Genomic DNA, 20940 nt, shown 5'->3' with positions numbered 1-20940 from the left:
GCGGCGTCAAAACCCCTAGAAGAGCCGAAATGCCTGAGCGGCCCGCCGGCCACCCACCCATACCCAGACGGTGCATTGCTTCCCATGACGAAAGAGACGACCCCGGTCCGCCTGAGCGATTACCGCGCCCCCGACTACGCCATCGATACGGTTTCGCTCGACTTCAGCCTTGCCCCGACGGCGACGCAGGTGACGGCACAACTGGCGATGCGACCGAACACGCCCGGTGCGCCGCTGGTGCTCGACGGCGACGAGGTGAAGCTGATCGCGATCTCGATCAACGAGGAGTATATTCCGTCCTCCGCCTATGAGGCGACGCCGCAGCAACTGACCATCAAGGCGCCGCCGCGCGAGCCCTTCACCCTCGAGATCGTCACCGAGATCAACCCCAAGGCCAACACCAAGCTGATGGGGCTCTATCTGTCGAACGGCAACTACTGCACCCAGTGCGAGGCCGAAGGCTTCCGCCGCATCACCTATTTTCTCGACCGCCCCGATGTGCTGGCCGTCTACACGACGCGGATCGAGGCGTCGAAGGCGGCAGCACCCGTGCTCCTGTCCAACGGCAATCGCATCGATGGCGGCGACATCCCCGGCACCACCCGCCATTTCGCCGTCTGGCACGATCCCTTTCCAAAGCCGTCCTACCTCTTCGCCGCCGTCGCCGGCGACCTCGGCCTTGTCGAGGACAGCTTCACGACGATGTCCGGCCGCGAGGTTGCGCTCCATATCTATTGCGAGCACGGCAAGGAAGCCCGCTGCGCCTACGCGATGGACGCGCTGAAGCGTTCGATGCGCTGGGACGAAACCGCGTTCGGCCGCGAATACGACCTCGACATCTTCATGATCGTCGCGGTCTCCGACTTCAACATGGGCGCGATGGAGAACAAGGGCCTCAACGTCTTCAACGACAAGTACGTCCTGGCCGATCCCGATATCGCCACCGACGCCGACTATGCCGGCATCGAGACGGTGATCGCGCATGAGTATTTCCACAACTGGACCGGCGACCGCATCACCTGCCGCGACTGGTTCCAGCTCTGCCTCAAGGAGGGCCTGACCGTTTTCCGCGATCAGGAATTCTCCTCCGACGAGCGGTCGCGCGGGGTCAAGCGGATCGCCGATGTCCGCACCCTGCTCGCCCGCCAGTTTCCCGAGGATGCCGGCCCCCTCGCCCATCCGGTCCGGCCGGAGGTCTACAGCGAGATCAACAACTTCTATACCGCGACGGTCTACGACAAGGGCGCCGAGGTCATCCGCATGCTGAAGGCGATCCTCGGCGAGGACGGCTTCCGCGCCGGCATGGACCTCTATTTCGAGCGCCACGACGGCCAGGCGGTGACGATCGAGGATTTCCTCGCCAGCTTCGCCGACGCCACGGGCAAGGACCTCTCCCAGTTCAAGCTCTGGTACTCGCAGGCCGGCACGCCGGAGGTGACGGCCGAAGGCCGCTACGACGCCCGGCGGCAGACCTATTCCCTGTCGCTCAAGCAATCGATTCCGCCGACGCCCGGCCAGCAGACCAAGAGCCCGATGCACATTCCCGTTCGCTTCGGCCTTGTCGGTCCGAACGGCGCCGACCTCGCCTTTACCAGCGCCACCGGCGGCGGCGTCGAGGATGACGTGATCCATCTCACCGAGGCCGCGCAGACGATCGTCTTCGAGGGCGTCTCCGCCCCGCCGGTGCCCTCCCTGCTCCGCGGCTTCTCCGCGCCGGTCAAGATCGCCACCGGCCTGTCGCAGACCGACCAGCTCTTCCTGTTGCGAACCGACGCCGACGCCTTCAATCGCTGGCGCGCCTCGCAACAGATCGCGATCCAGACCCTGATCGCCGAGACCGCCGCGGTCCGCTCGGGCGCGCAATCGAAGCTCGACCCGGCCTTCGTCGACGCGCTCGCCGAGGTCGCCGAGGACGACAGCCTGGAACCGGCATTCCGCGCCCAGATCCTCCAGCTTCCGGGCGAAGCCGACATCGCTCGCGAGATCGGCCACGATGTCGATCCCGCCGCAATCGCCGGCGCCCGCAAACGCCTGATGGCGATGGTGGCGAGCCGGATCGGCAAGCGGCTCGCGGAACTGGCCGAACGGACTGGCAACGTCGGGGATTACAGCCCGGACGCCGCCTCCGCCGGCCGTCGCGCCCTCGCCAATGCCGCGCTGGCGTTGACCGTCGGCCAGGCTGCGCCGGAGGCCATCGGCCGTGTCGTTGCCCGCTTCGAGAGCGCCGACAACATGACCGACCGTCTCGCCGCCCTGTCGATCCTCGCCAGCAACGGCTTCGAGGAACGGATCGCGGCGCTTGAGACCTTCCAGGACCGCTACCGCGACGACCCGTTGGGGCTCGACAAGTGGCTGATGCTGGAGGCCGTCGTGCCGCTCGAAACGACACTGGACCGGGTCAAGGCACTGACTACGCATCCCGCCTTTTCGCTGACCAACCCGAACCGCATCCGCGCCCTGATCGGCGGCTTCGCCGGCAGCAACCAGACGCAGTTCAATCGCCCCGACGGCGCGGGCTACGATTTCTTCGCCGACTTCGTTCTCGACCTCGACAAGCGGAATCCGCAGACCGCGGCGCGCCTCCTCGTCAGCTTCCGGTCGTGGAAGGCGCTTGAGGCCGGCCGCCGGGCGCTGGCCGAAAAGGCGCTCCGCCGGATCGCGGCGAGCGACAGCCTGTCATCCGACACGCGCGACATCGTCACCCGCACCCTGGCGTAGGCGAAGAGCCAGCGGAGTCGTCCTCCGCTGGCCGGAATTTCCGGGTTCACGACAGTCGACGCCATGGCGGAAGACCCTCGTGGAGTCGGCCTTCGCCCAAAGTGTAAAATTTTAATTAATTGCTATGGACATGGCGATTCGCCTCGATTCAAATGAAGTGATTCGGGGCGTGGCGTTCTCTGGATTCAATTGACACAAGACCGAGGGGGTCTCGCATGGCGCGGGCAGGGGCAGTCGAGCCATCTGTCGCGAAGCAATCAACTTTGTCCGGGATCAGGCTTCCGAAAAAAGCTGCGATCTCAGGCCATGCAAAACTTCTCGCCCATCCCGCCTATGAGAAGCTGCTCGCGGCGGAGCCCCTGCTTCGCCGACTTATTCCGATCCTCATCGTCATCTTCCTGCTGATCGTCGGCGCCGCGCGTTTCGTCGAACTGTATCAGCACAAGGCGGAGCGCGAATACGACGCCCGCGAGACGATGGGCCTGATCGCCGCCGTTCTGTCGAGCGCCCTCGACAAGGCTCATCCCGGCGAGACCGCCGCCGATACCGACGCAATCCGCGCGACGCTTTCGGCGACGCTGCCGAGCAGCGCGACCAACAACGGCCGGATGATCTACGTCACCGACCACGATGGCCTCGTCGTCGCCACCGCCCCCCGCAATGCGGAGTTCGAGGGCCTCCCCCTCGTCCGCATCCTCGGCGAAACCCAGCCGCTGACGATCTTCGGCGTCCGCGCCGGCGTCCTCGAGATTTCGCTGGCCGACGGCACCCCGGCCCTGGCAACCGTCCATCATCTCGAGGGCGGCGCCGGCGATGTCGCCGTGATCGCGCCGCTGGCCAGCGTCTATTCGAGCTGGCGCGCCGACGTCTCGCTCAACGTCGCCATCTTCATGGGGACCAGCGCGATCCTGCTGGTCATCCTCTACGGCTACTTCGCCCAGGCAAGCCGCGCGGTGGAAGCCGACGAGATCTACTCGGAAACCCAGGCGCGCAGCGAGACCGCGCTGATGCGCGGCCGTTGCGGGCTCTGGGACTGGGACCTCGCCAGCGGCCGCATGTTCTGGTCGCGATCGATGTTCGAGATCATCGGCCTCGAACCGCGTGATGCGCTGATCGGCTTCGGCGAAGTCTCCAACCTGATGCACCCCGACGACGGCGACCTGATGGCGCTGGCGGAATCGCTCTACGAGGCCGGCGAGGCGACGGTCGACCAGATGTTCCGGATGCGCCATGCCGACGGACGCTGGGTGTGGCTACGGGCCCGCGCCGAACTCGTCGACCGCGACACCGGCGGCCCGCACCTGATCGGCATCGCCGTCGACGTCACCGAGCAGATGCGGCTGGTCGAGCGGTCCAAGACCGCTGACATCCGGCTCCGCGACGCGATCGAGACGATCTCCGAGGCCTTCGTATTGTGGGACGCCGACAACCGCCTCGTCATGTGCAACTCGAAATACCAGCAGCTTCACGGCATGCCGGATTCGGCGCTGGCGCCCGGCACGCCCTATGCGGATGTCATCGCCGCCGGACGCAAGCCGCTGGTCCGCGCCCAGGTGGTCGTCGACGGCCGGCCCGAGGAAGGGGCGCGCAGCTTCGAACTCCAGTTGGAGGACGGCCGCTGGCTGCAGATCAACGAGCGCCGCACCAAGGATGGCGGCTTCGTCTCGATCGGCACCGACATCACCCAGCTCAAGCGCCACGAAGCCAAACTGATCGACGGGGAGCGCCGCCTGATGGCGACCATCGCCGACCTTCGCCAGTCACGCCAGAAGCTCGAGATGCAGGCCCAGCAGATGGTCGAGCTCGCTGAGAAATACGCCGAGGAAAAGGACCGGGCCGAAGGGGCGAACCGCGCCAAGTCGGAATTCCTGGCCAATATCAGCCACGAATTGCGGACCCCGCTCAACGCCATCATCGGCTTTTCGGAAGTCATGCAGTCGGGTATGTTCGGCCCGCTCGGCTCGGCCAAATACGGCGAATATTGCAAGGACATCAACCAGAGCGGCGCCTACCTGCTCGGCGTCATCGACGACATTCTCGACATGTCGCGGATCGAGGCCGGCCGCATGGCGCTGACGCTGGAGGACCTGGTTCTCGACGATCTGGTCGAGGAGTCGATCCGCATCGTCCAGGCACAGGCCGATGCGCGCAACATCAAGGTCGTGACGGATATCGGGAAGAACCTGCGGATGCGCGGCGACCGCAAGGCGCTCAAGCAGATCATGCTCAACCTCCTGTCGAACGCCGTGAAGTTCACGCTGGAGGGAGAGATCACCGTGCGCGCCCGCACGACCGGCACCGCGGTCACCTTCTCGGTCGAGGATACCGGCATCGGCATCTCCTCGACCTCGCTTGCAAAGCTCGGACGTCCGTTCGAACAGGTCAGCAACCAGTTCACCAAGAGCCACCAGGGCTCTGGGCTCGGCCTGGCGATCACCACCTCGCTGACCGAACTCCATGGCGGTTCGATCCGCATCCGGTCGCGCGAGGGCCACGGCACCATCGTCTCGGTGCGCCTGCCGGTCGATGCCGGCAGCCACCCCCGTTCCACCGGCGCGTAGGATACCCCGCGCTCAGCCGCCGGCGATCGCGCCACAGGCAGCCTGGAACGCCCCCACCGCTTCCGTCCTGCCCCGATCGGTCAGCGTCGTGTCGATGCCGGGGCCGGTCATGCGGATCGCGTCGGCGGCAAGCATCAGGTCGAGGACGCCGGGCGACCAGCGCGCGACATACTCCCACTCGCCCCACATCTCCCCGAAATTGAGGTCGGGATAATACTGGCTGAACAGGCCGTCGGCGGCGCCATCGAAGAGCATCGAGAAGCCCGGCGGCTCGTTACGGGCGATCGCCGCCCCGAGTTCGACATGGTTGAGCCCGGCTACCCGCATCGTCCAGTCGCGGGTCGCGGAGCAACTCATCGAGAAGGCATAATAGGCTTCCGCCTCACCGACCTCGGATTCATCCACCACCGCCAGAAAGGCAAAGGACGGGTCCTCGGAATAGAAATGCCAGACCGGCGCCGCGCTGGCGGTCGCGCCGAGCGGCGCCGCGACCATGGCCAGCGCCAGCAACCCGGTCGGCCGCCTCATTCGGTTTGCTCCGATGCCGCCGACAACGGGCCGATCAGCCGCTCGAAACAGGCGCGGACCGCCGCCTCGGTCTCGCGCAGATGATGGTCGAGCCGGGCAAAGTCCGGCATGGCCGCCGCCCGCGCCAGCAGCTCAAGCATCCCGCGCGGTACTTTTTCCGGATCGAAAGGCTCCTCGACGCACAACCGCAGGATCTGCATCAGAGTCTGATGGAGACGCAGCGCAGGCAGCAGTATCTCGGAGTCTCCCCGCGACAGGACGCCGGCCTTGGTGGCGGCGGCGAGCGACGCCTCGGTTTCAGTCGACAGGATCTCCGGATGCTGCACGCCGCGGGTCAGTTGCAGATACTGGGCGATAAACTCGATATCGATCAGTCCGCCCGGCGCCTGCTTGAGATCCCAGGCGCCGCCGCCGCCCTTTTCCTCCTCCAGCAGGGCCCGCATGTCGAGGATGCTGGCGCGGGTCTTCTTCGGCTGCCGCTTCTGCGCCAGCGCGCCGGCAATTTCCTTCGCCGCCCGCGTCATCAGCGCCTTGTCGCCGGCGATCGGCCGGGCACGCGTCAGCGCCATGTGCTCCCAGGTCCAGGCGTCCTTGGCCTGGTAGGTGGCGAAGGCATCGATATGGGTCGCCAGCGGCCCGGCATTGCCCGACGGCCGAAGCCGGAAGTCGACTTCGTAAAGCGTCCCCTCGGCGGTCGGCGCCGACAATGCCGCCAGAAGCCGCTGGGTCAGGCGGGCGAAATACTGCGCCGCCGCCAGCGGCCGGTCGCCGCTCGATTCCGACGCCTTCTCGTCGAAGTCATAGAGGAAGATCAGGTCGAGGTCGGAGGCGGCGGTCATCTCACGGCCGCCCAGCTTACCCATGGCGACGACAGCCACTTTGCCCCTGGCGATCTTGCCGTGGATCGACTCGAACTCGCGGCGAGCGGCGTCGAACAGCGCCGACACCAGCACGTCCGCCAGGTCGGTGAAGGCGATACCGGCGCGACCGGCATCAAGGGTGCCGGCCAGCACCCGGACACCGATCAGGAAGGCCTGCTCCTGGCCGAAGATCCGGGCGCGGTCGAGAATATCCTCGTAGTCGGGCGCCTCCTCCAGACTGGCGGCAAGACGCGGCTCAAGGGTCTCGCGGCTTGGCACCCGGCCGAAAAAAGCCGGCTCGATCAGCGCATCGAGCACATGGGCGCGGTGGACCACGACCTCGGTCATCCGCGGCGCCGAAGCCATCATCGTCGCCAGCAGGCCAAGCAGGGACGGATTGGAAGTCAGCAGCGAGAAGAGCTGGACGCCGGCGGGCAGCCGCGACAGGAAGCGGTCGAAGGCGGCCAGCGCGGCATCGGCATTGTCGGTGGTTGCCAGCGTCTCGAGCAATGCCGGCACGAATTCGGTCAGCCGCTCGCGCGCCGCCGTCGAGCGCGTCGCCGGATAGCGGCCATAGTGCCAGGTGCGGATCGTCCGGCTCACCTGCTCCGGCGTGCGGAATCCGAGACCCTCAAGCGTGTTCAGCGTATCGGGATCGTCATCGTCGCCGGTGAAGACGAGGCTGCCGAGCTTCGAGGTCAGCGACGGTGCCGCCTCGAAGAGCTCGCCATAGCGGTCGCGGACCCGGGCAAGCGTCACCGGCAATGCCTTCTTGAAGGCCGCAAGGCTTCGCGCCCCCGCCATCCGTGCAACGATATCGAGTTCCTCGTCGGTGGCGGGCAACGTATGGGTCTGCTCGTCATTGATCATCTGTAGGCAATGTTCGATCTGCCGCAGTTCGCAGTAGCTCGCCGACATGTCGTCCCGCGCCTGCTCGTCGATCCAGCCGCCCTCGGCCAGTCCCGCCAGCATGTCCAGCGTCGCCCGCCCCCGAAGTTCGGGATTGCGCCCGCCGGCAATCAGTTGCTGGGTCTGGACGAAGAACTCGATCTCGCGAATGCCGCCACGGCCGAGCTTGATGTTGTGGCCGGCGACCGCGATCTCCTCGTGGCCGCGGAAATCGTGGATCTGGCGCTTGATCGAGTGGATGTCGGCGATGGCCGCATAATCGAGATACTTGCGCCAGATATACGGGGTGAGTTCGGCGAGAAAGGCCTCGCCGGCCGCGACATCGCCGGCGACCGGTCGCGCCTTGATCAGCGCGGCGCGCTCCCAGTTCTGGCCGAAGCTCTCGTAATATTGCAGCGCCGCTTCGGTCGATATGGCGATGTTGGTGGCGCCCGGGTCCGGCCTCAGCCGAAGGTCGGTGCGGAAAACGTAGCCGTCAGCCGTGTGCTCGCTGAGGATATGGACCAGTTGCTTGGTCAGCCGGATGAAGACGGCCGCGGCTTCGTCCGGGTCGGCCAGCGGCGCGACGTCGTGGTCGAACAGCACGATCAGGTCGATGTCGCTCGAATAGTTGAGCTCGCCCGCGCCGGACTTGCCCATGCCCAGGATGATCCATCCAGAGCCAACGTCGGGCTGCTCCGGGTCGGGCAATTTGATCTTGCCCTCCCGGTGCAGGTCGGAAAGCAGGAAGCGCGCGGTGGCGGCGACGGAGGCGTCGGCGAACCCTGACAGGGCCGCGACGACGTCACTGACGGACCAGACGCCGCCGAGATCGGCCAGGCCGATCAGCAGCGCCGCCTCCTGCCGGGCGCGACGCAGTGCGGCCATCAACCCGTCCCGGTCGTCGAGCCGCCAGGCATCGGCCGTCCCTGTGACCAACCGATCGAGCGAACCCTTCGGATTCTTGCCGAGGAGGGCGATCAACCGCGCCGGCTCGCCGAGCATCAGGCTGCGCAGGAACGGCGCATATTCCGAGACGCTGGCGACGAAGGCACCGAGCCCGTCATGTCGGTCGAGCAGCGTCTTGAGCCGCGCGGCAACGCCGGCCTCTTCCGCCGCTTCGTACAGTTCGGCCAGGCGCGCCTTGCGGTCGGCGGCCTTTGCCAGGCGCAGCCGCGGTTCGATCTGCGCGGCGAGGCTGCTGCGGGCGCTCGGCTTTCGTTTCGTTGCTGATGCCATGTCACGCGGTTTCAATAGGCAGGCGGATGGTCACGACGAGGCCGGGATGGTTGTCGCCGAGTTCGATCGTGCCATGGTGGAGCCTGGCGACCGCCGCGACAAGACTGAGTCCGAGCCCGCTCCCGGATTGCGACCGGCTTGCCTCAAGCCGGACGAAGCGCTGCAGCACTCGCTCGCGATCTGCCTCAGGCACGCCAACGCCATTGTCGGCGACGCGCAGGACGAGATCGCTGCCCTCGCGAGCGCTGGAAACCACGATTTTCAGGGGTCGCCCGGCGTCCCCCTTGGCGTATTTCAGCGCGTTGTCGATCAGGTTGGCGAGCGCCTGGCCGAGGAGTTCGCGGCTCGCCTTGAGGGTGACCGGCTCCGAAACCGAAACGGTCAGGTCGCCGCCCTCCTCCTCCGCCACCGGCTCGTAGAGTTCCGCGACGTCGCGGACGATCGCCCCGGCCTCGACCTCGGACATCGCGCCGTCGGCCGAGCCGGCCTCGGTGCGGGCGATCATCAGCAGGGCGTTGAACGTCTTGATCAGGTGGTCCGACTCCTCGATCGTCGATTCGAGAGCGTCGCGATAGGTGTCGATGTCGGCCGGCCCGGCAAGCACGCCCTCGACCCGGCTGCGCAGCCGGGTCAGCGGAGTCTTCAGGTCATGGGCGATGTTGTCGGAGACGTCCTTGAGGCCGTAGAGCAGGTGCTCGATCCGGGCCAGCATGGCGTTGAGGCTCTCGGCCAGGCGGTCGAACTCGTCGCCCGTGCCGGTGACTTCGAGCCGGCCGGACAGGTCGCCGGCGACGATCCGGCGGCTGGTGTCACTGACCGAATCGATCCGCTTCAGCACGCGGCGGCTGACGAAAAACCAGCTCAGGACCGCGAGGCCGATCATCAGCGCCGCCGCCCAGGCCAGGGCCCGGCCAATGATCTCGCGAAACTGCTCATGCTCGCCGATATCGCGGCCGACCAGCATCCAGAAGCCGCCCGGCAGGCGCAGCACCTGCACCATGGCGACGTGGCGCGAACCTTCGCCGATATTGCGTTCGTAGGTGACAGTGATCGGCCCGATGCCCGAACGCTCGAAAATATCCGCCGGCACCTGGCTGATGTTCCCGGTGAGAATCCGGCCGTTGACGTCGGTGATCAGGTAAAGGCTGGCGCCCGGCTGGTGGCTGCGCTCCTCGATGGTCTGGAAGATCGCCGCGATGCCGCCGGTGCGTCCCTGCTCGGCCAGGCCACGGATTTCCGCCGCGATCGTCGCGCGAATCTGGTCATTGAGAAGGACATTGGCGCTGTAGGAGATGTAGAGGACGAAGGACACCGCGAAGATCGAGAAGACCGCGATGTAAATGGCGGAAAGCTTGAACGCGGTGGTGCGGACGACCTTACCGAGCGCTGTCACGGATCATGTATCCGGCGCCCCGCACCGTATGCAGCAGCGGCGTCTCGAAGCCCTTGTCGATCTTGCCGCGCAGTCGCGAGATATGCACGTCGATGACGTTGGTCTGCGGATCGAAATGATAGTCCCAGACATTCTCGAGCAGCATGGTGCGGGTCACCACCTGCCCGGCATTCTTCATCAGGTATTCGAGCAGGCGGAACTCGCGCGGCTGGAGCGGTACGCTCTGCCCGGCCCGGGTCACCGTATGCCCGAGACGGTCGAGTTCGAGATCGCCGACCCGGTAGACCGTCTCTGCCTCGCCCGGACGCCGGCGCCGCGCCAGCGCCTCGACGCGAGCGAGCAGTTCGGTGAAAGCGTAGGGCTTGGCGAGATAGTCGTCGCCGCCGGACCGCAGGCCGGTGACCCGGTCGTCGACCTGGCCGAGGGCGGAGAGGATCAGCGCCGGCGTCTCGTCGTTGCGCCGCCGCAACTCCTCGATGATCGACAGCCCGTCCCGCTTCGGCAGCATGCGGTCGACCACGAGAACGTCGTAGCCACCCTCGATCGCCATCGCCGCGCCGGTCTCGCCATCGTCGGCATGATCGGCGACGTGGCCGGCCTCGCGAAGCGCCTTGCAGAGATACGCGGCCGCTTCCTTGTCGTCTTCGATGATCAGCAATCGCATCGGATCACGCTGCTCGCGCTGCATGTCAGGGTCCGACGTTGCTTTGCCAGATTGCCGCCCTCAAAGAAAGAGCGGCAGACCGGCGAACCGGCCTGCCGCTCACTGAAACGAAAGCGTCGGGGCGACGATCGAGCACTTCCGTTCAGATCGTCCGGGTCAGGTGCGGACGAAGGTCAGCGCGACGAAGCGCGTCTGCTCACCCGACTTGACCCGCAACAGGACCGCCTTGCGGCCGTCGGTCTCGGCATCCTTGACCAGCTTCTCGACATCGGCCGGCTTGGCGACGTCCGACTTGCCGACGGCGAGGATGATGTCGCCGGGCTGCAGACCGCGCTCTGCCGCCTGGCCGTTCGGGTCGACGTCCTCGACCGTGACACCTTCATCGCCTTCCGCGACCACCAGGCCGAAATCGGCGAGCGGCGACACTTCGGGCGCTTCCTCGGGCGACAGCGAAGCAAGCTGTTCCTCGCCGGGGAGCGTGCCGAGCGTCACATCGATCTCCTCGGCCTTGCCGGAACGCCACACCGAGACCTTGACCGTCTCGCCCGGCGCCATGCTGGCGATCTTGGTGGCTAGAGCCTTCGGGTCTTCGAGGTCCTCGCCATTGACCGCCAGGATGGCGTCTCCGGACTTCAGGCCGGCGGCGGCGGCGGGGCTGCCTGCCTGCGCCTCGGTGACAAGCGAGCCCTTGGCGTCGGCGAGTTGCAGGCCATCGGCGATGTCGCGATCGATGCCCTGGATCTGGACGCCGAGCCAGCCGCGGACGACCTTGCCGTCGTCGGTGAGGTCGTCGATGATCCGCTCGGCGGTGCTGGCGGGAATCGCGAAGGCGATGCCGACATTGCCGCCCGACGGCGAGAAGATCGCCGTGTTGACGCCAATGACCTCACCATTGAGGTTGAAGGCCGGGCCACCCGAGTTTCCGCGGTTCACCGCCGCGTCGATCTGGATGAAGTCGTCATACGGGCCGGCGCCGATGTTGCGGCCGTCGGCCGAGATGATGCCGGCGGTCACCGTTCCGCCAAGACCGAAGGGATTGCCGACAGCGACGACCCAGTCGCCGATTCGCGCCCGCTCCTCGGAGAATTTCACGTAGGTGAATTCGCGATCCGGATTCTTGATCTTGAGCAGCGCGAGGTCGGTCTTCTCGTCGAGACCGACGACGTCGGCGACATACTCGGTACCGTCATCGAGAATGATGGTCATCGACTGACCGTCGTCGACGACGTGATCGTTGGTGACGACATAGCCGTCATCTGAGATCAGGAAGCCGGAACCGAGGCTGGTCGAGAAAGGCCGCTGCTGCCGATCCGGGCCGTTCTCGCGGAACTGCTTGAAGAACTTCTCCATCGGCGAGCCCTTGGGGAACTCGAAGTCCTGGCCGTCGAAGCCGGCCATCTCGCGAGCCGGTCCCTTGACGCGGACGCTCACCACGGCGGGCCGCACCTTCTCGACGACGTCGGCGAAGCTGACGGGCTGGACGCCCTCGACCCGAACCGGATCGGCGTAGGCCATCGTCTTGGGAAGCAGGATCGCCTCGCCGGCGATCGCGCCACCGAGGAGGACAGCGACGGCGGTGCCGAGCAGGGCCCGGTTGCGAACCGTGCGGGTGGTGGGGGCGGTGTTGGTCTGTTCGTTCATATTCGTCTCCAGGCTGGTATGGGGCGCCGGTGGCCATCCAGTCGGCGCCGCGCCTATCGCTGTCGAATATGGGAGGGCCAACCTTACGAGCCACTGTCAGGCCGATTAAACTTCGGTAATGTTCATCGGATCCGGCGGCTTCCCGGCAACAAAAACCGCGCGGTCGGGTGCGGAGCGTTCCGGTTATGGCGTGGCGGGTGGGAAAATCTTGCCGATTCGTGCGCGATGCGAATCGCCGGCCGCAGCTGCGGCCGGGTCGGCTAGCCGTTCTTCCCGTCGGAAAGAATCCGCTGCAACTCAGCTTCCTCATCGCCGCTCAACCCTGACACAGCCACGGGCCGACGACGGCGAAACACGCCGAAGGCGATGATGGCGCCGACGACCAGCAGGATCGCCGGGGCCAGCCACAGGAGCGCGGTCTTCAGGTTGAATTGCGGCCTCAGAAGAATGAACTCGCCGTAGCGGTCGACGAGAAAGGCGATCACCTCCTCATCGCTGTCGCCAGCAACGAGCCGCTCGCGCAGGAGGATGCGGAGGTCGCGGGCAAGCGGCGCATCGGAGTCGTCGATCGACTGGTTCTGGCAGACCATGCAGCGCAGCCCGGCCGAAAGCGCCCGCGCCCGGGTCTCGAGAGCCGGATCGTCGAGCACCTCGTCCGGCGCCACCGCGTGGACGGGCGCCAGCGACAGGAGGAGCAGCAGCAAGGCGACGACGATGCGCACTTGGCCTCCCTACTCGGCCGGCGCGGCGACGGTGCGGCGCGCCGGTTTCGGCGCTCCGACCCGCAGCCGCCGATCGCTGAGCGACAGGATCCCGCCAATCGCCATGACGACGGCGCCGAGCCAGATCAGCGTCACCAGCGGCTTCCAGAAGACCCGCACCGTGACCGCCGATTCGGGGGTGATGTCGCCGAGCGAAATGTAGAGTTGCGACAGCCCGAATGTCGTGATCGCCGCTTCCGTCGTCATCGTCTGCCGCGCGGCGAAATTCCGCTTCGACGGCTCCATCACCGCCACCGCGGCGCCGCCGTCATAGACGGTGAAGCGGGCGACCGTCTCGGCGTAGTTGGGGCCGGCGCGCTGCTGGAAGCCGTCGAGCTTGAGCGTCCGCGAGGCGACCTCCACGGTGTCGCCCGCCTTCATGGTGAGGATGTCCTCGCTGGCCCAGGTGGTCGCGGCGACAAGGCCGAGCACCGTCACGCCGACGCCGGCATGGGCGAGCGTCGTGCCGAAGGCCGACCGTGGCATGCCGGCCAGCCGGCGGAAGCTTTCGGCCACGGGGGCGCGGCCGAGCTTGACGCGAAAGGCCAGCTCGGAGAGCGCTCCGACGATCAGCCAGAAGGCCAGCGCCACCCCGAACAGCGCCAGCACGTCGTCCATGCCGGCGAGCCAGGCGGATACGGCGGCGGCGAGGATCGCCGCTCCGAAGGCCGCGAACAGCCGCTCCGAGGCCGCCCGCAGGTCGCCGCGCTTCCAGGCCAGCATTGGTCCGAAAGGCACGATGATGAGGAGCGGCACGGCGAGGGGAATGAAGATCAGGTTGAAGAACGGCGCCCCGACCGAAATCCGCGCGCCGGTCAGCGCTTCCAGCACCAGCGGATAGAGCGTCCCGGTCAGCACCACGGCGGCCAGCACGGTGAGGAACAGGTTGTTGAGGATCAGCGCCCCTTCCCGGCTGATCGGCGCAAAGACGCCGCCGGGCGCCAGTCGCGTCGCCCGGAAGGCGAAGAGCGACAACCCGCCGCCGATGAAGACGCAGAGGATCGCGAGGATGAAGACGCCGCGGGTCGGGTCCGAGGCGAAGGTGTGGACAGAGGTCAGCACGCCGGAGCGGACGAGGAAAGTGCCGAGCAGGCTGAGGCTGAAGGCAAGGATAGCGAGCAGCACCGTCCAGATCTTCAGCGCCTCGCGCTTCTCCATGACGATCGCCGAATGGAGCAGCGCGGTGGCGGCAAGCCACGGCATCAGCGAGGCATTCTCGACCGGGTCCCAGAACCAGAAGCCGCCCCAGCCGAGTTCGTAATAGGCCCAGTAGGAGCCCATCGCGATGCCCAGCGTCAGGAACATCCACGCCGCCAGCGTCCACGGCCGCACCCACCGCGCCCAGGCAGCGTCGATGCGCCCGTCGATCAGCGCGGCGATGGCGAAGGCGAAGGCGATCGAGCAACCGACATAGCCGAGATAGAGCAGCGGCGGATGGACGGCGAGCCCGATATCCTGGAGCACCGGGTTGAGGTCGTTACCCTCGATCGGCGCCGGATTCAGCCGGATGAACGGATTGGAGGTCAACAGCACGAAGAGCAGGAAGGCGGAAGCGATCCACGCCTGGACCGCCAGCACAAGCGCCTTGAGCCGGTCGGGGAGATTGCGGCCGAAGGCTGCGACCATCGCGCCAAACAGCGCCAGGATCAGCACCCAGAGCAGCATCGAGCCCTCGTGGTTCCCCCAGGTGCCGGTGATCTTGTAGAGGAGCGGCTTCTGCGAGTGGGAGTTCTCGACCACGTTGAGGACCGAGAAATCCGACACGATATAGGCATGAACCAGGGCCGCGAATGACAGGCCGACCAGCAGGAACTGGGTCACCGCCGCCGGCCCGGCGACCGCGATCAGGCGGCGATCGTCGGTCATCGCTCCCCAGAAGGGCAGCACGGACTGCACCACCGCGAGGACGAGCGCCAGGATCAGTGCGAAATGGCCGAGTTCGGCGATCATGCTCCCTACCCTATTGCTCCACCGCGTGAGGCGGCGCACCGTCCTCCTGCCACATGCCTTGCGCCTTCAGCGCGTCGACGACTTCCCGCGGCATGTATTGCTCGTCGTGCTTGGCCAGCACGGAGTCTGCGGCGAAAACCCCGTCGCTGCCAACCAGCCCCTCGGCAACCACGCCCTCGCCCTCGCTGAACAGGTCGGGGAGGATGCCACGATAGGCGACCGGCACCGTCGCCGCGCCGTCGGTCACCGCGAAGGTGACGCCGCCATCGGTGGTCTTCTCGACGCTGCCGACGGCGACCAGCCCGCCGAGACGCAGGCGCGTCCCCGGCGCGGTCGTGCTCGCCGCGATATCGCTCGGCGAACTGAAGAAGACGATGCGATCGGACATGGCGTAGAGCACCAGTCCGGCGGCGCAGATCAGCACCACCCCGGCGACGCCGATCAGCGAAAGTCGTCGCTGTTTCCGGGTCATGCCTGCTCCGTCATCGGCCGCTCACTCGCTCAATCCGGAGGCTTGCGCCTCGGCTTCGACCATCGCCAGCTTGTCCTCGTCGCCATCCAGCGCCGACCGCGCCTGGTCGAGCGCGGCGCGGGCGTCGTCGGGCCGGCCAAGAACCATATAGGAGCGGACCAGCCGTGCCCAACCCTCGGCGTCGTCGGGCTCGGATTCCAGCCGGCTGGCAAGTTGCGCCACCATGCCCTCGATCATCGCGGCACGGTCGTCCGCCGCCATCTCGCCGGCCGCCTCGATGTCGTCGGCGGTCGGGCCGGGCTGCGGCGGCGCGTCAACCGATTCCAGCCGCGCCATCACCTCGCGGACGGAGACGAGCCATGGCGCGTTCGGCGGCGAATCGTCGATCAGGGATTGCAGCGCTGTCACCGCGCCCTCGGTATCGCCGGACTGACCGAGACCGAGCGCCAGATAGAAGCGCGGGCCGACCATCTGCGGGTCGAGGGCGGCGGCGCGATCGAAGGCTTCCTTCGCCTCGGCTGTCAAGCTGCCGCCGCTGGCGCGGACCAGCGCCTCGCCGAGGGCGGTCTCGCGCTCGGCATTGCTGCCAAGCAGGCGAACCAGATGGCGATAGGCTGTTGCCGCCTCGTCGTGGCGGCCCATCCGGACATAGACCGGGGCGATGATCCGCCAGCCTTCGGCGTCGTCCGGGTTGGCGGCCAGGTGATTCTCGACGCGAGCGATCAGCGCGGCGGTGTCCTGCTGCTCCGGCTGGGCGGCGAGCCTTGCGGCAAGCGGCGCATCGGGAAGACCGGGCGATCCGACAAGCAGGTAGAGCCCCACCGCGGCAACCGGCAGGCCGACCACAGCCAGCACTGCGGCGACCTGGCGCGGCCGCTCGCTGCGCAAGCCAACGGCATCGGTGGATTTCGCCTGATCGGCCTTGATCAGGCGGCGGGCGATCTCGTTGCGCGCCGCCTCGGCCTCGGAACCGGCGATCAGCCCGCGGTCGACGTCCCGGTCGATCTCGCCAAGCTGGTCGCGATAGACCGACATCTCCTGTTCCGCCAGCCGACGCTCGACCTGGCGGGTGCGATAAAGCGGCATCAGCACCGACAACGACACCGAAGCCGCCAGCACCGCCATGATCACCCAGAAAATCATCCTGCTCGTCTAGTGCATTTCCAGGGGGACGGGGTTCACAATTGCGTTCGCAGGCCGCGACGCCGCGTCACGCCCCCCGCTCCCGCAGCCCCGGCTCCGGGGCCCGGCGGATCGGCGCGACAGGTTCAGGTGACCGGCTGCCACGATCCGTTCGGCTGGCGGCAAGAGGTCGTGCGGGTGCTGCGCGGCGGTCCGTCGGCGTAGATGGTCTGGGTCAGGTCGCGGCAGGTATAGGCGTTGACCTGATATTGCGGGCCGGGGACGACCTCGCCACGGGTCCGCCCGCTTCGCCAAAGAACCGGGGTTCCGGTGCGGCCATGCTCGAGCGCCCGGGTTTCCGCCTCGCGGGCCCTGCGTTGGGCCGCCTTGTCGAGGGTCGGGAGGATCGCCGCGCTTGCGGCGTCTTCGACGGGATTGCCGCCAATGGCGGGATCGCCCGTCACCGCCAGCGCCACCGACGTACCAGTCGTCTGGCTGCAGCCCGCGAGCGCCAGCGCGCCCAATACTGCCAATGCAAACCCCGTCACTCGCGCCATGCGCGTCGCCTCCGGATACTCAACTGCGTCCATCTTTAGGACGTCCGACATTCCATGTCACGATGGCGGAAATGAGATTTTCGGGTCATGCGGCCGGCAGAATGACGACGACCCGCAACCCACCCTGTGGCGCACGGTCAAGTTCAAGGCGGCCATCATAAAGCTGGACGAGTTCGGTGACGATCGACAGGCCGAGGCCCGAACCCGGCTTGGTCTCGTCGAGCCGGCGGCCGCGTCGGGTCGCCTGCTCGCGCTGCTCGGCCGTCAGGCCGGGACCGTCGTCGTCGATCAGAAGCTTGAGCTCGCCCCGTTCCGCGTCCTTCGGCGGTTGGTACTCAGCCGTGATGACGACCTGGGATTTCGCCCATTTACAGGCATTGTCGACCAGGTTTCCGGCGATCTCCTCGAGATCCTGCTTCTCGCCGAGAAACCGTGCCGCCTCGGGCACCGAGACGGTGATCTCCAGGCCGCGATCCTCGTGGATGCGGCGCATCGCCCGGGCGAGGCTGTTGACGGCGGGCAAGACGTCGGTGACGACGCCGATCACCTTGGACCGCGCGGCGATCTGCGCCCGGTCGAGATAGTGGTTGACCTGCATGCGCATGATTTCGGCCTGCTCGGCGACCTTCTCGGCCAGCGGCCCAGACCCTGCCCGTGCCTCGTTGGTGATGACGCTGAGCGGCGTCTTAAGGGCATGGGCAAGGTTGCCGACCTGGGTGCGGGCGCGCTCGATGATCTGCTGGTTCGATTCGAGCAGCGCGTTCAGTTCCTTGGCCAAGGGTTCGATTTCAGCAGGAAATGGCCCTTCGAACCGCGCCTCCTTGCCGCTGCGCAGCGCCGCGAGCGCGCTGCGCACCTTGTCGAGCGGCCGCAGGCCCCAGCGGGTCTGCGCCGTCGTCGCCAGGATCAGGCCGAGTCCGAAGACCGACAGCGTCAGGAAGACGCTCCAGCGGAAGGACTGGATCTGTTCGGCGGTCTCGCCGGCGTCGCCGGCGACCAGCACGTCGTAGCGTCGGTCGTCGCCGAGCGCGACGGTGAGGCTGAGGACGCGCAGCGCCTGGTTGTCCGGCCCGACCAGCGCCCCGGCGGTCATGCCGTTGACGTCGCGCCGGTCGCGCGCCTTCTTGAGATCGAGAATGTCGGTAAAGAGCGACTTGGACGCCAGCACGACCGGGCCGCCGTCGGCCCCGCGCACCTGCCAGTACCAGCCCGAATAGGTCAGTTCGAACCGCGGCTCGCCGAGGTTGCCCGGATCGGCGAGTTCGTCGGTTTCCTGGGAGGCGAGGTTACCGACCAGCGTTCGCAGGTAGACGCTCAGCCGCTCGTCGAAGGCCTGCTCGACCGTCTGCTTGTAGAGCGAGGTGAGGATCAGCCCGGCGACGACGAGCGCCACGACACTCCACAGCGTGGCCGCGGCGATGAGGCGGAAGGAAAGGGAGTTACGGCGCATCGCCCGGCGCGACGATCCGGTAGCCGAGACCGCGCACCGTCTCGATCAGGTCGGTCGCCACCTTCTTGCGCAGCCGGCCGACGAAGACCTCGATGGTGTTGGAATCGCGGTCGAAATCCTGATCATAGAGATGCTCGATCAACTCGGTGCGCGATACCACGCGCTCGCGATGAAGCATCAGGTATTCCAGCACCTTGTATTCGTGCGAGGTCAGCTTGACCGGGTTGCCATCGACCGTCACCCGCCCCGACTTGGCGTCGAGGCGCACCGGGCCGCATTCGATCTCGTTCGAGGCGTGGCCGGCCGCCCGACGCACCAGCGCGCGGACCCGGGCCAGCACTTCCTCGATATGGAACGGCTTGGCGACATAGTCGTCGGCGCCGGCGTCGATGCCCTGGACCTTGTCGCTCCAGCGGTCGCGGGCAGTGAGCAGCAGCACCGGCATGGTCCGGCCCGAACGCCGCCACTGCTCAAGCACGCTGATCCCGTCGAGCTGCGGCAGGCCGATGTCGAGGACGACGGCGTCATAGGGCTCGGTATCGCCGAGGAAGTGGCCTTCCTCGCCATCGGCGGCGGTGTCGACCGCGTAGCCGGCCTCCTTCAGCGCCGTCGCAAGCTGCCGGTTGAGATCGGCATCATCCTCAACGATCAGGACCCGCATCGCCGTTTCCTTCGAATCTGGCTAGTAGCCGAGGATACTACCGCTTGCGGCGTCGACCGTAACCTTCGTCACCTTGCCGTCGGGCGACAGCACGTTGACGATATAGACGAGCTGACCGCCCTGCTTGCAGAGCTTCGGCGGCGGCACGATCTCGCCGCCCGTCGTCGACTGGATGCGCTTGATCATCTTCGACAGCGAAACCGCCTGCCCCGACTGCACGGCCGAGCGCGCGTCGCGGTCCGACAGGCAGTTGGCAGCCTCCGCCTCGTCGACCGGCGCGGTGGCGCCGGCGAGAAGCAGGGTCATTCCAAGCAAGAGGGCGGGCAGCGATTTCCTGATCATGGATCCCCGGATACCAGCTCCAACATGAATACCCGCTGAACACCGAAGCGCCAGACCGGAGACCGCAGCCGCCAGTCACTTGCGGCCGAGCGGCGTATCCGTCAACACCCGCAGCACGGCAACCACGACGCCGATCGCCAGCAAGGTCGGCCCGATATCGGCTTCCGGTACGATGGTCGCCCAGTCGGCCGATTGCAAGACGCCGGCGACGGCGATCGCCGCCGACACACCCATCGTCTTCCAGCCTTTCAACGGGCGCAAGGCCCTGACGATCCGGACCAGCATGTCACACTCCTCTGATGGTGCGAAGAAAACGGCGCAGCTCGCCGCGGTAGCGCCAGGCGAAGAAACCGCTGGCGAGAAGAAGAACGACGAGCCCGACCGCTACGCCGACCAGCAGCGGATCGCTGCCCGCCGCGATCCCGGCCGTTCCCCCCACCGCGAGTGATCCCGCGCCGATTTCGGCGACGCGCTTGCGGGCGGCAATGTCGCGGGCAAGGCTGGCGCGTGTCGCCGGGCCGGCGATGCCATCGTCGACCAGGTCGTCATGTGTGCGCTGGTAGGCCAGCACGGCGGCCCTGGTCGCCGGACCGGCAATGCCGTCGAGCGTGCCGACCGGGAAACCGAGTGTCGCCAGTTGCGCCTGGTAGGTCGTGACGTCGGCGCGCGGCTCCGCCGTGACCGTGGCATGCCCGTAGTCTCCGTCGAAGATCAGCCGCGCCTCGGCCTCCCGCCGCCGGACCAGCCCGCGCACCGTCCGGCCGCCGGCCTTGACCCATTTCATCAGGCCGAGCCGGGCCGCCGTCAGGTTGCCGGCGCGATAGGCCTTGACCCAGGAGGCGCGATGCACCGCGCCGGTGTTGAAGTCGAAGGAGACAGCGCCGTCGAATGCCCGCTGGCCGATGGCGGCGAGTGCTGCGGCGACCCGACGCTCGTAGCGCGGCAGGTCGCGCGCTAGGATGGCGAAGGCTTCGGCCCGGGTGATCGTCATTCCGGCCCGTGGCTTCGGCGCCCCGGCCGCCGCCGTATGACCGACGCCGATGGTCCAGACGCCGGCCACGTCGCGGTAGGCCCGGGTCACGACGCCTTCATGGTCGGCGATGAACGCCAGCCCCTTGTCGCTCACACGCATG

Annotated in this window: 17 protein-coding genes; 2 read left to right on the top strand and 15 right to left on the bottom strand. The window is 67.2% G+C overall.

The features are described from left to right. Nucleotides 1-84: 84 nt before the first annotated feature. Both pepN and BLT60_RS12130 read left to right on the top strand, forming a co-directional pair. Nucleotides 85-2718: an aminopeptidase N gene (gene pepN / locus BLT60_RS12135; protein WP_090876693.1), complete on the top strand. Its 2634-nt coding sequence runs from the start codon at nucleotides 85-87 to the stop codon at nucleotides 2716-2718. Between the two features lie 215 nt (nucleotides 2719-2933). Beyond that, entirely contained in the window at nucleotides 2934-5279 is a 2346-nt protein-coding gene (locus BLT60_RS12130; protein ID WP_090876692.1) for a PAS domain-containing sensor histidine kinase, read from the top strand. Between the two features lie 12 nt (nucleotides 5280-5291). Here the strand turns inward: BLT60_RS12130 and BLT60_RS12125 are convergent, their stop codons facing one another. The 15 genes from BLT60_RS12125 to BLT60_RS12055 form a co-directional block, all read right to left on the bottom strand. After that, a complete protein-coding gene (locus BLT60_RS12125) occupies nucleotides 5292-5807 on the bottom strand; it encodes a hypothetical protein (protein ID WP_090876691.1) in 516 nt (171 codons plus the stop codon). After that, a complete protein-coding gene (locus tag BLT60_RS12120; RefSeq protein WP_090876690.1) occupies nucleotides 5804-8794 on the bottom strand; it encodes a bifunctional [glutamine synthetase] adenylyltransferase/[glutamine synthetase]-adenylyl-L-tyrosine phosphorylase in 2991 nt (996 codons plus the stop codon). Before BLT60_RS12120 ends, BLT60_RS12125 begins: the two co-directional genes overlap by 4 nt. Before the next feature lies 1 nt (nucleotide 8795). Next, on the bottom strand, nucleotides 8796-10187 hold the full coding sequence (locus BLT60_RS12115; protein WP_090876689.1) for an ATP-binding protein: 1392 nt from the start codon (nucleotides 10185-10187) through the stop codon (nucleotides 8796-8798). After that, nucleotides 10171-10851, bottom strand: a complete 681-nt coding sequence (locus BLT60_RS12110; protein WP_175478409.1) for a response regulator transcription factor — start codon at nucleotides 10849-10851, stop codon at nucleotides 10171-10173. The genes BLT60_RS12115 and BLT60_RS12110 overlap by 17 nt, the downstream gene beginning before the upstream one ends. Nucleotides 10852-11007: 156 nt before the next feature. Further along, complete coding sequence (locus BLT60_RS12105; RefSeq protein ID WP_090876687.1) at nucleotides 11008-12492, bottom strand: Do family serine endopeptidase; 1485 nt, start codon at nucleotides 12490-12492, stop codon at nucleotides 11008-11010. A 260-nt stretch (nucleotides 12493-12752) separates the two neighbouring features. Beyond that, nucleotides 12753-13214 carry a cytochrome c-type biogenesis protein gene (locus tag BLT60_RS12100; RefSeq protein ID WP_090876686.1) on the bottom strand — a complete coding sequence of 154 codons (462 nt, stop codon included), beginning with the start codon at nucleotides 13212-13214 and terminating at the stop codon, nucleotides 12753-12755. Nucleotides 13215-13223: 9 nt separating this feature from the next. Further along, the gene (locus BLT60_RS12095) at nucleotides 13224-15203 is read right to left on the bottom strand and encodes a heme lyase CcmF/NrfE family subunit (protein ID WP_090876685.1); all 1980 of its coding nucleotides are present in this window, start codon (nucleotides 15201-15203) and stop codon (nucleotides 13224-13226) included. Nucleotides 15204-15213: 10 nt separating this feature from the next. Next, a complete protein-coding gene (gene ccmE, locus BLT60_RS12090) occupies nucleotides 15214-15675 on the bottom strand; it encodes a cytochrome c maturation protein CcmE (protein WP_090876684.1) in 462 nt (153 codons plus the stop codon). 21 nt (nucleotides 15676-15696) lie between these two features. After that, nucleotides 15697-16818, bottom strand: a complete 1122-nt coding sequence (ccmI, locus tag BLT60_RS12085) for a c-type cytochrome biogenesis protein CcmI (RefSeq protein WP_090876683.1) — start codon at nucleotides 16816-16818, stop codon at nucleotides 15697-15699. 125 nt (nucleotides 16819-16943) lie between these two features. After that, complete coding sequence (locus BLT60_RS12080) at nucleotides 16944-17387, bottom strand: hypothetical protein (RefSeq protein WP_139167818.1); 444 nt, start codon at nucleotides 17385-17387, stop codon at nucleotides 16944-16946. 52 nt (nucleotides 17388-17439) lie between these two features. Beyond that, nucleotides 17440-18804, bottom strand: coding sequence for a sensor histidine kinase (locus BLT60_RS12075; protein WP_090876681.1), 1365 nt, complete (start codon nucleotides 18802-18804; stop codon nucleotides 17440-17442). After that, on the bottom strand, nucleotides 18794-19465 hold the full coding sequence (locus tag BLT60_RS12070; RefSeq protein ID WP_090876680.1) for a response regulator transcription factor: 672 nt from the start codon (nucleotides 19463-19465) through the stop codon (nucleotides 18794-18796). The genes BLT60_RS12075 and BLT60_RS12070 overlap by 11 nt, the downstream gene beginning before the upstream one ends. Before the next feature lie 21 nt (nucleotides 19466-19486). Further along, nucleotides 19487-19807: a PepSY domain-containing protein gene (locus tag BLT60_RS12065; RefSeq protein WP_090876679.1), complete on the bottom strand. Its 321-nt coding sequence runs from the start codon at nucleotides 19805-19807 to the stop codon at nucleotides 19487-19489. Nucleotides 19808-19882: 75 nt separating this feature from the next. Further along, the gene (locus tag BLT60_RS12060; RefSeq protein WP_090876678.1) at nucleotides 19883-20092 is read right to left on the bottom strand and encodes a hypothetical protein; all 210 of its coding nucleotides are present in this window, start codon (nucleotides 20090-20092) and stop codon (nucleotides 19883-19885) included. Between the two features lies 1 nt (nucleotide 20093). Beyond that, on the bottom strand, nucleotides 20094-20939 hold the full coding sequence (locus tag BLT60_RS12055; protein ID WP_175478401.1) for a glycoside hydrolase family protein: 846 nt from the start codon (nucleotides 20937-20939) through the stop codon (nucleotides 20094-20096). Nucleotide 20940: the final 1 nt, after the last annotated feature.

It is taken from the genome of Bauldia litoralis, assembly GCF_900104485.1.
Classification (GTDB): Bacteria; Pseudomonadota; Alphaproteobacteria; order Rhizobiales; family Kaistiaceae; genus Bauldia; species Bauldia litoralis.
Note: the sequence above shows the minus strand (reverse complement) of the source record. Positions and strands in the feature narration are given on the sequence as shown.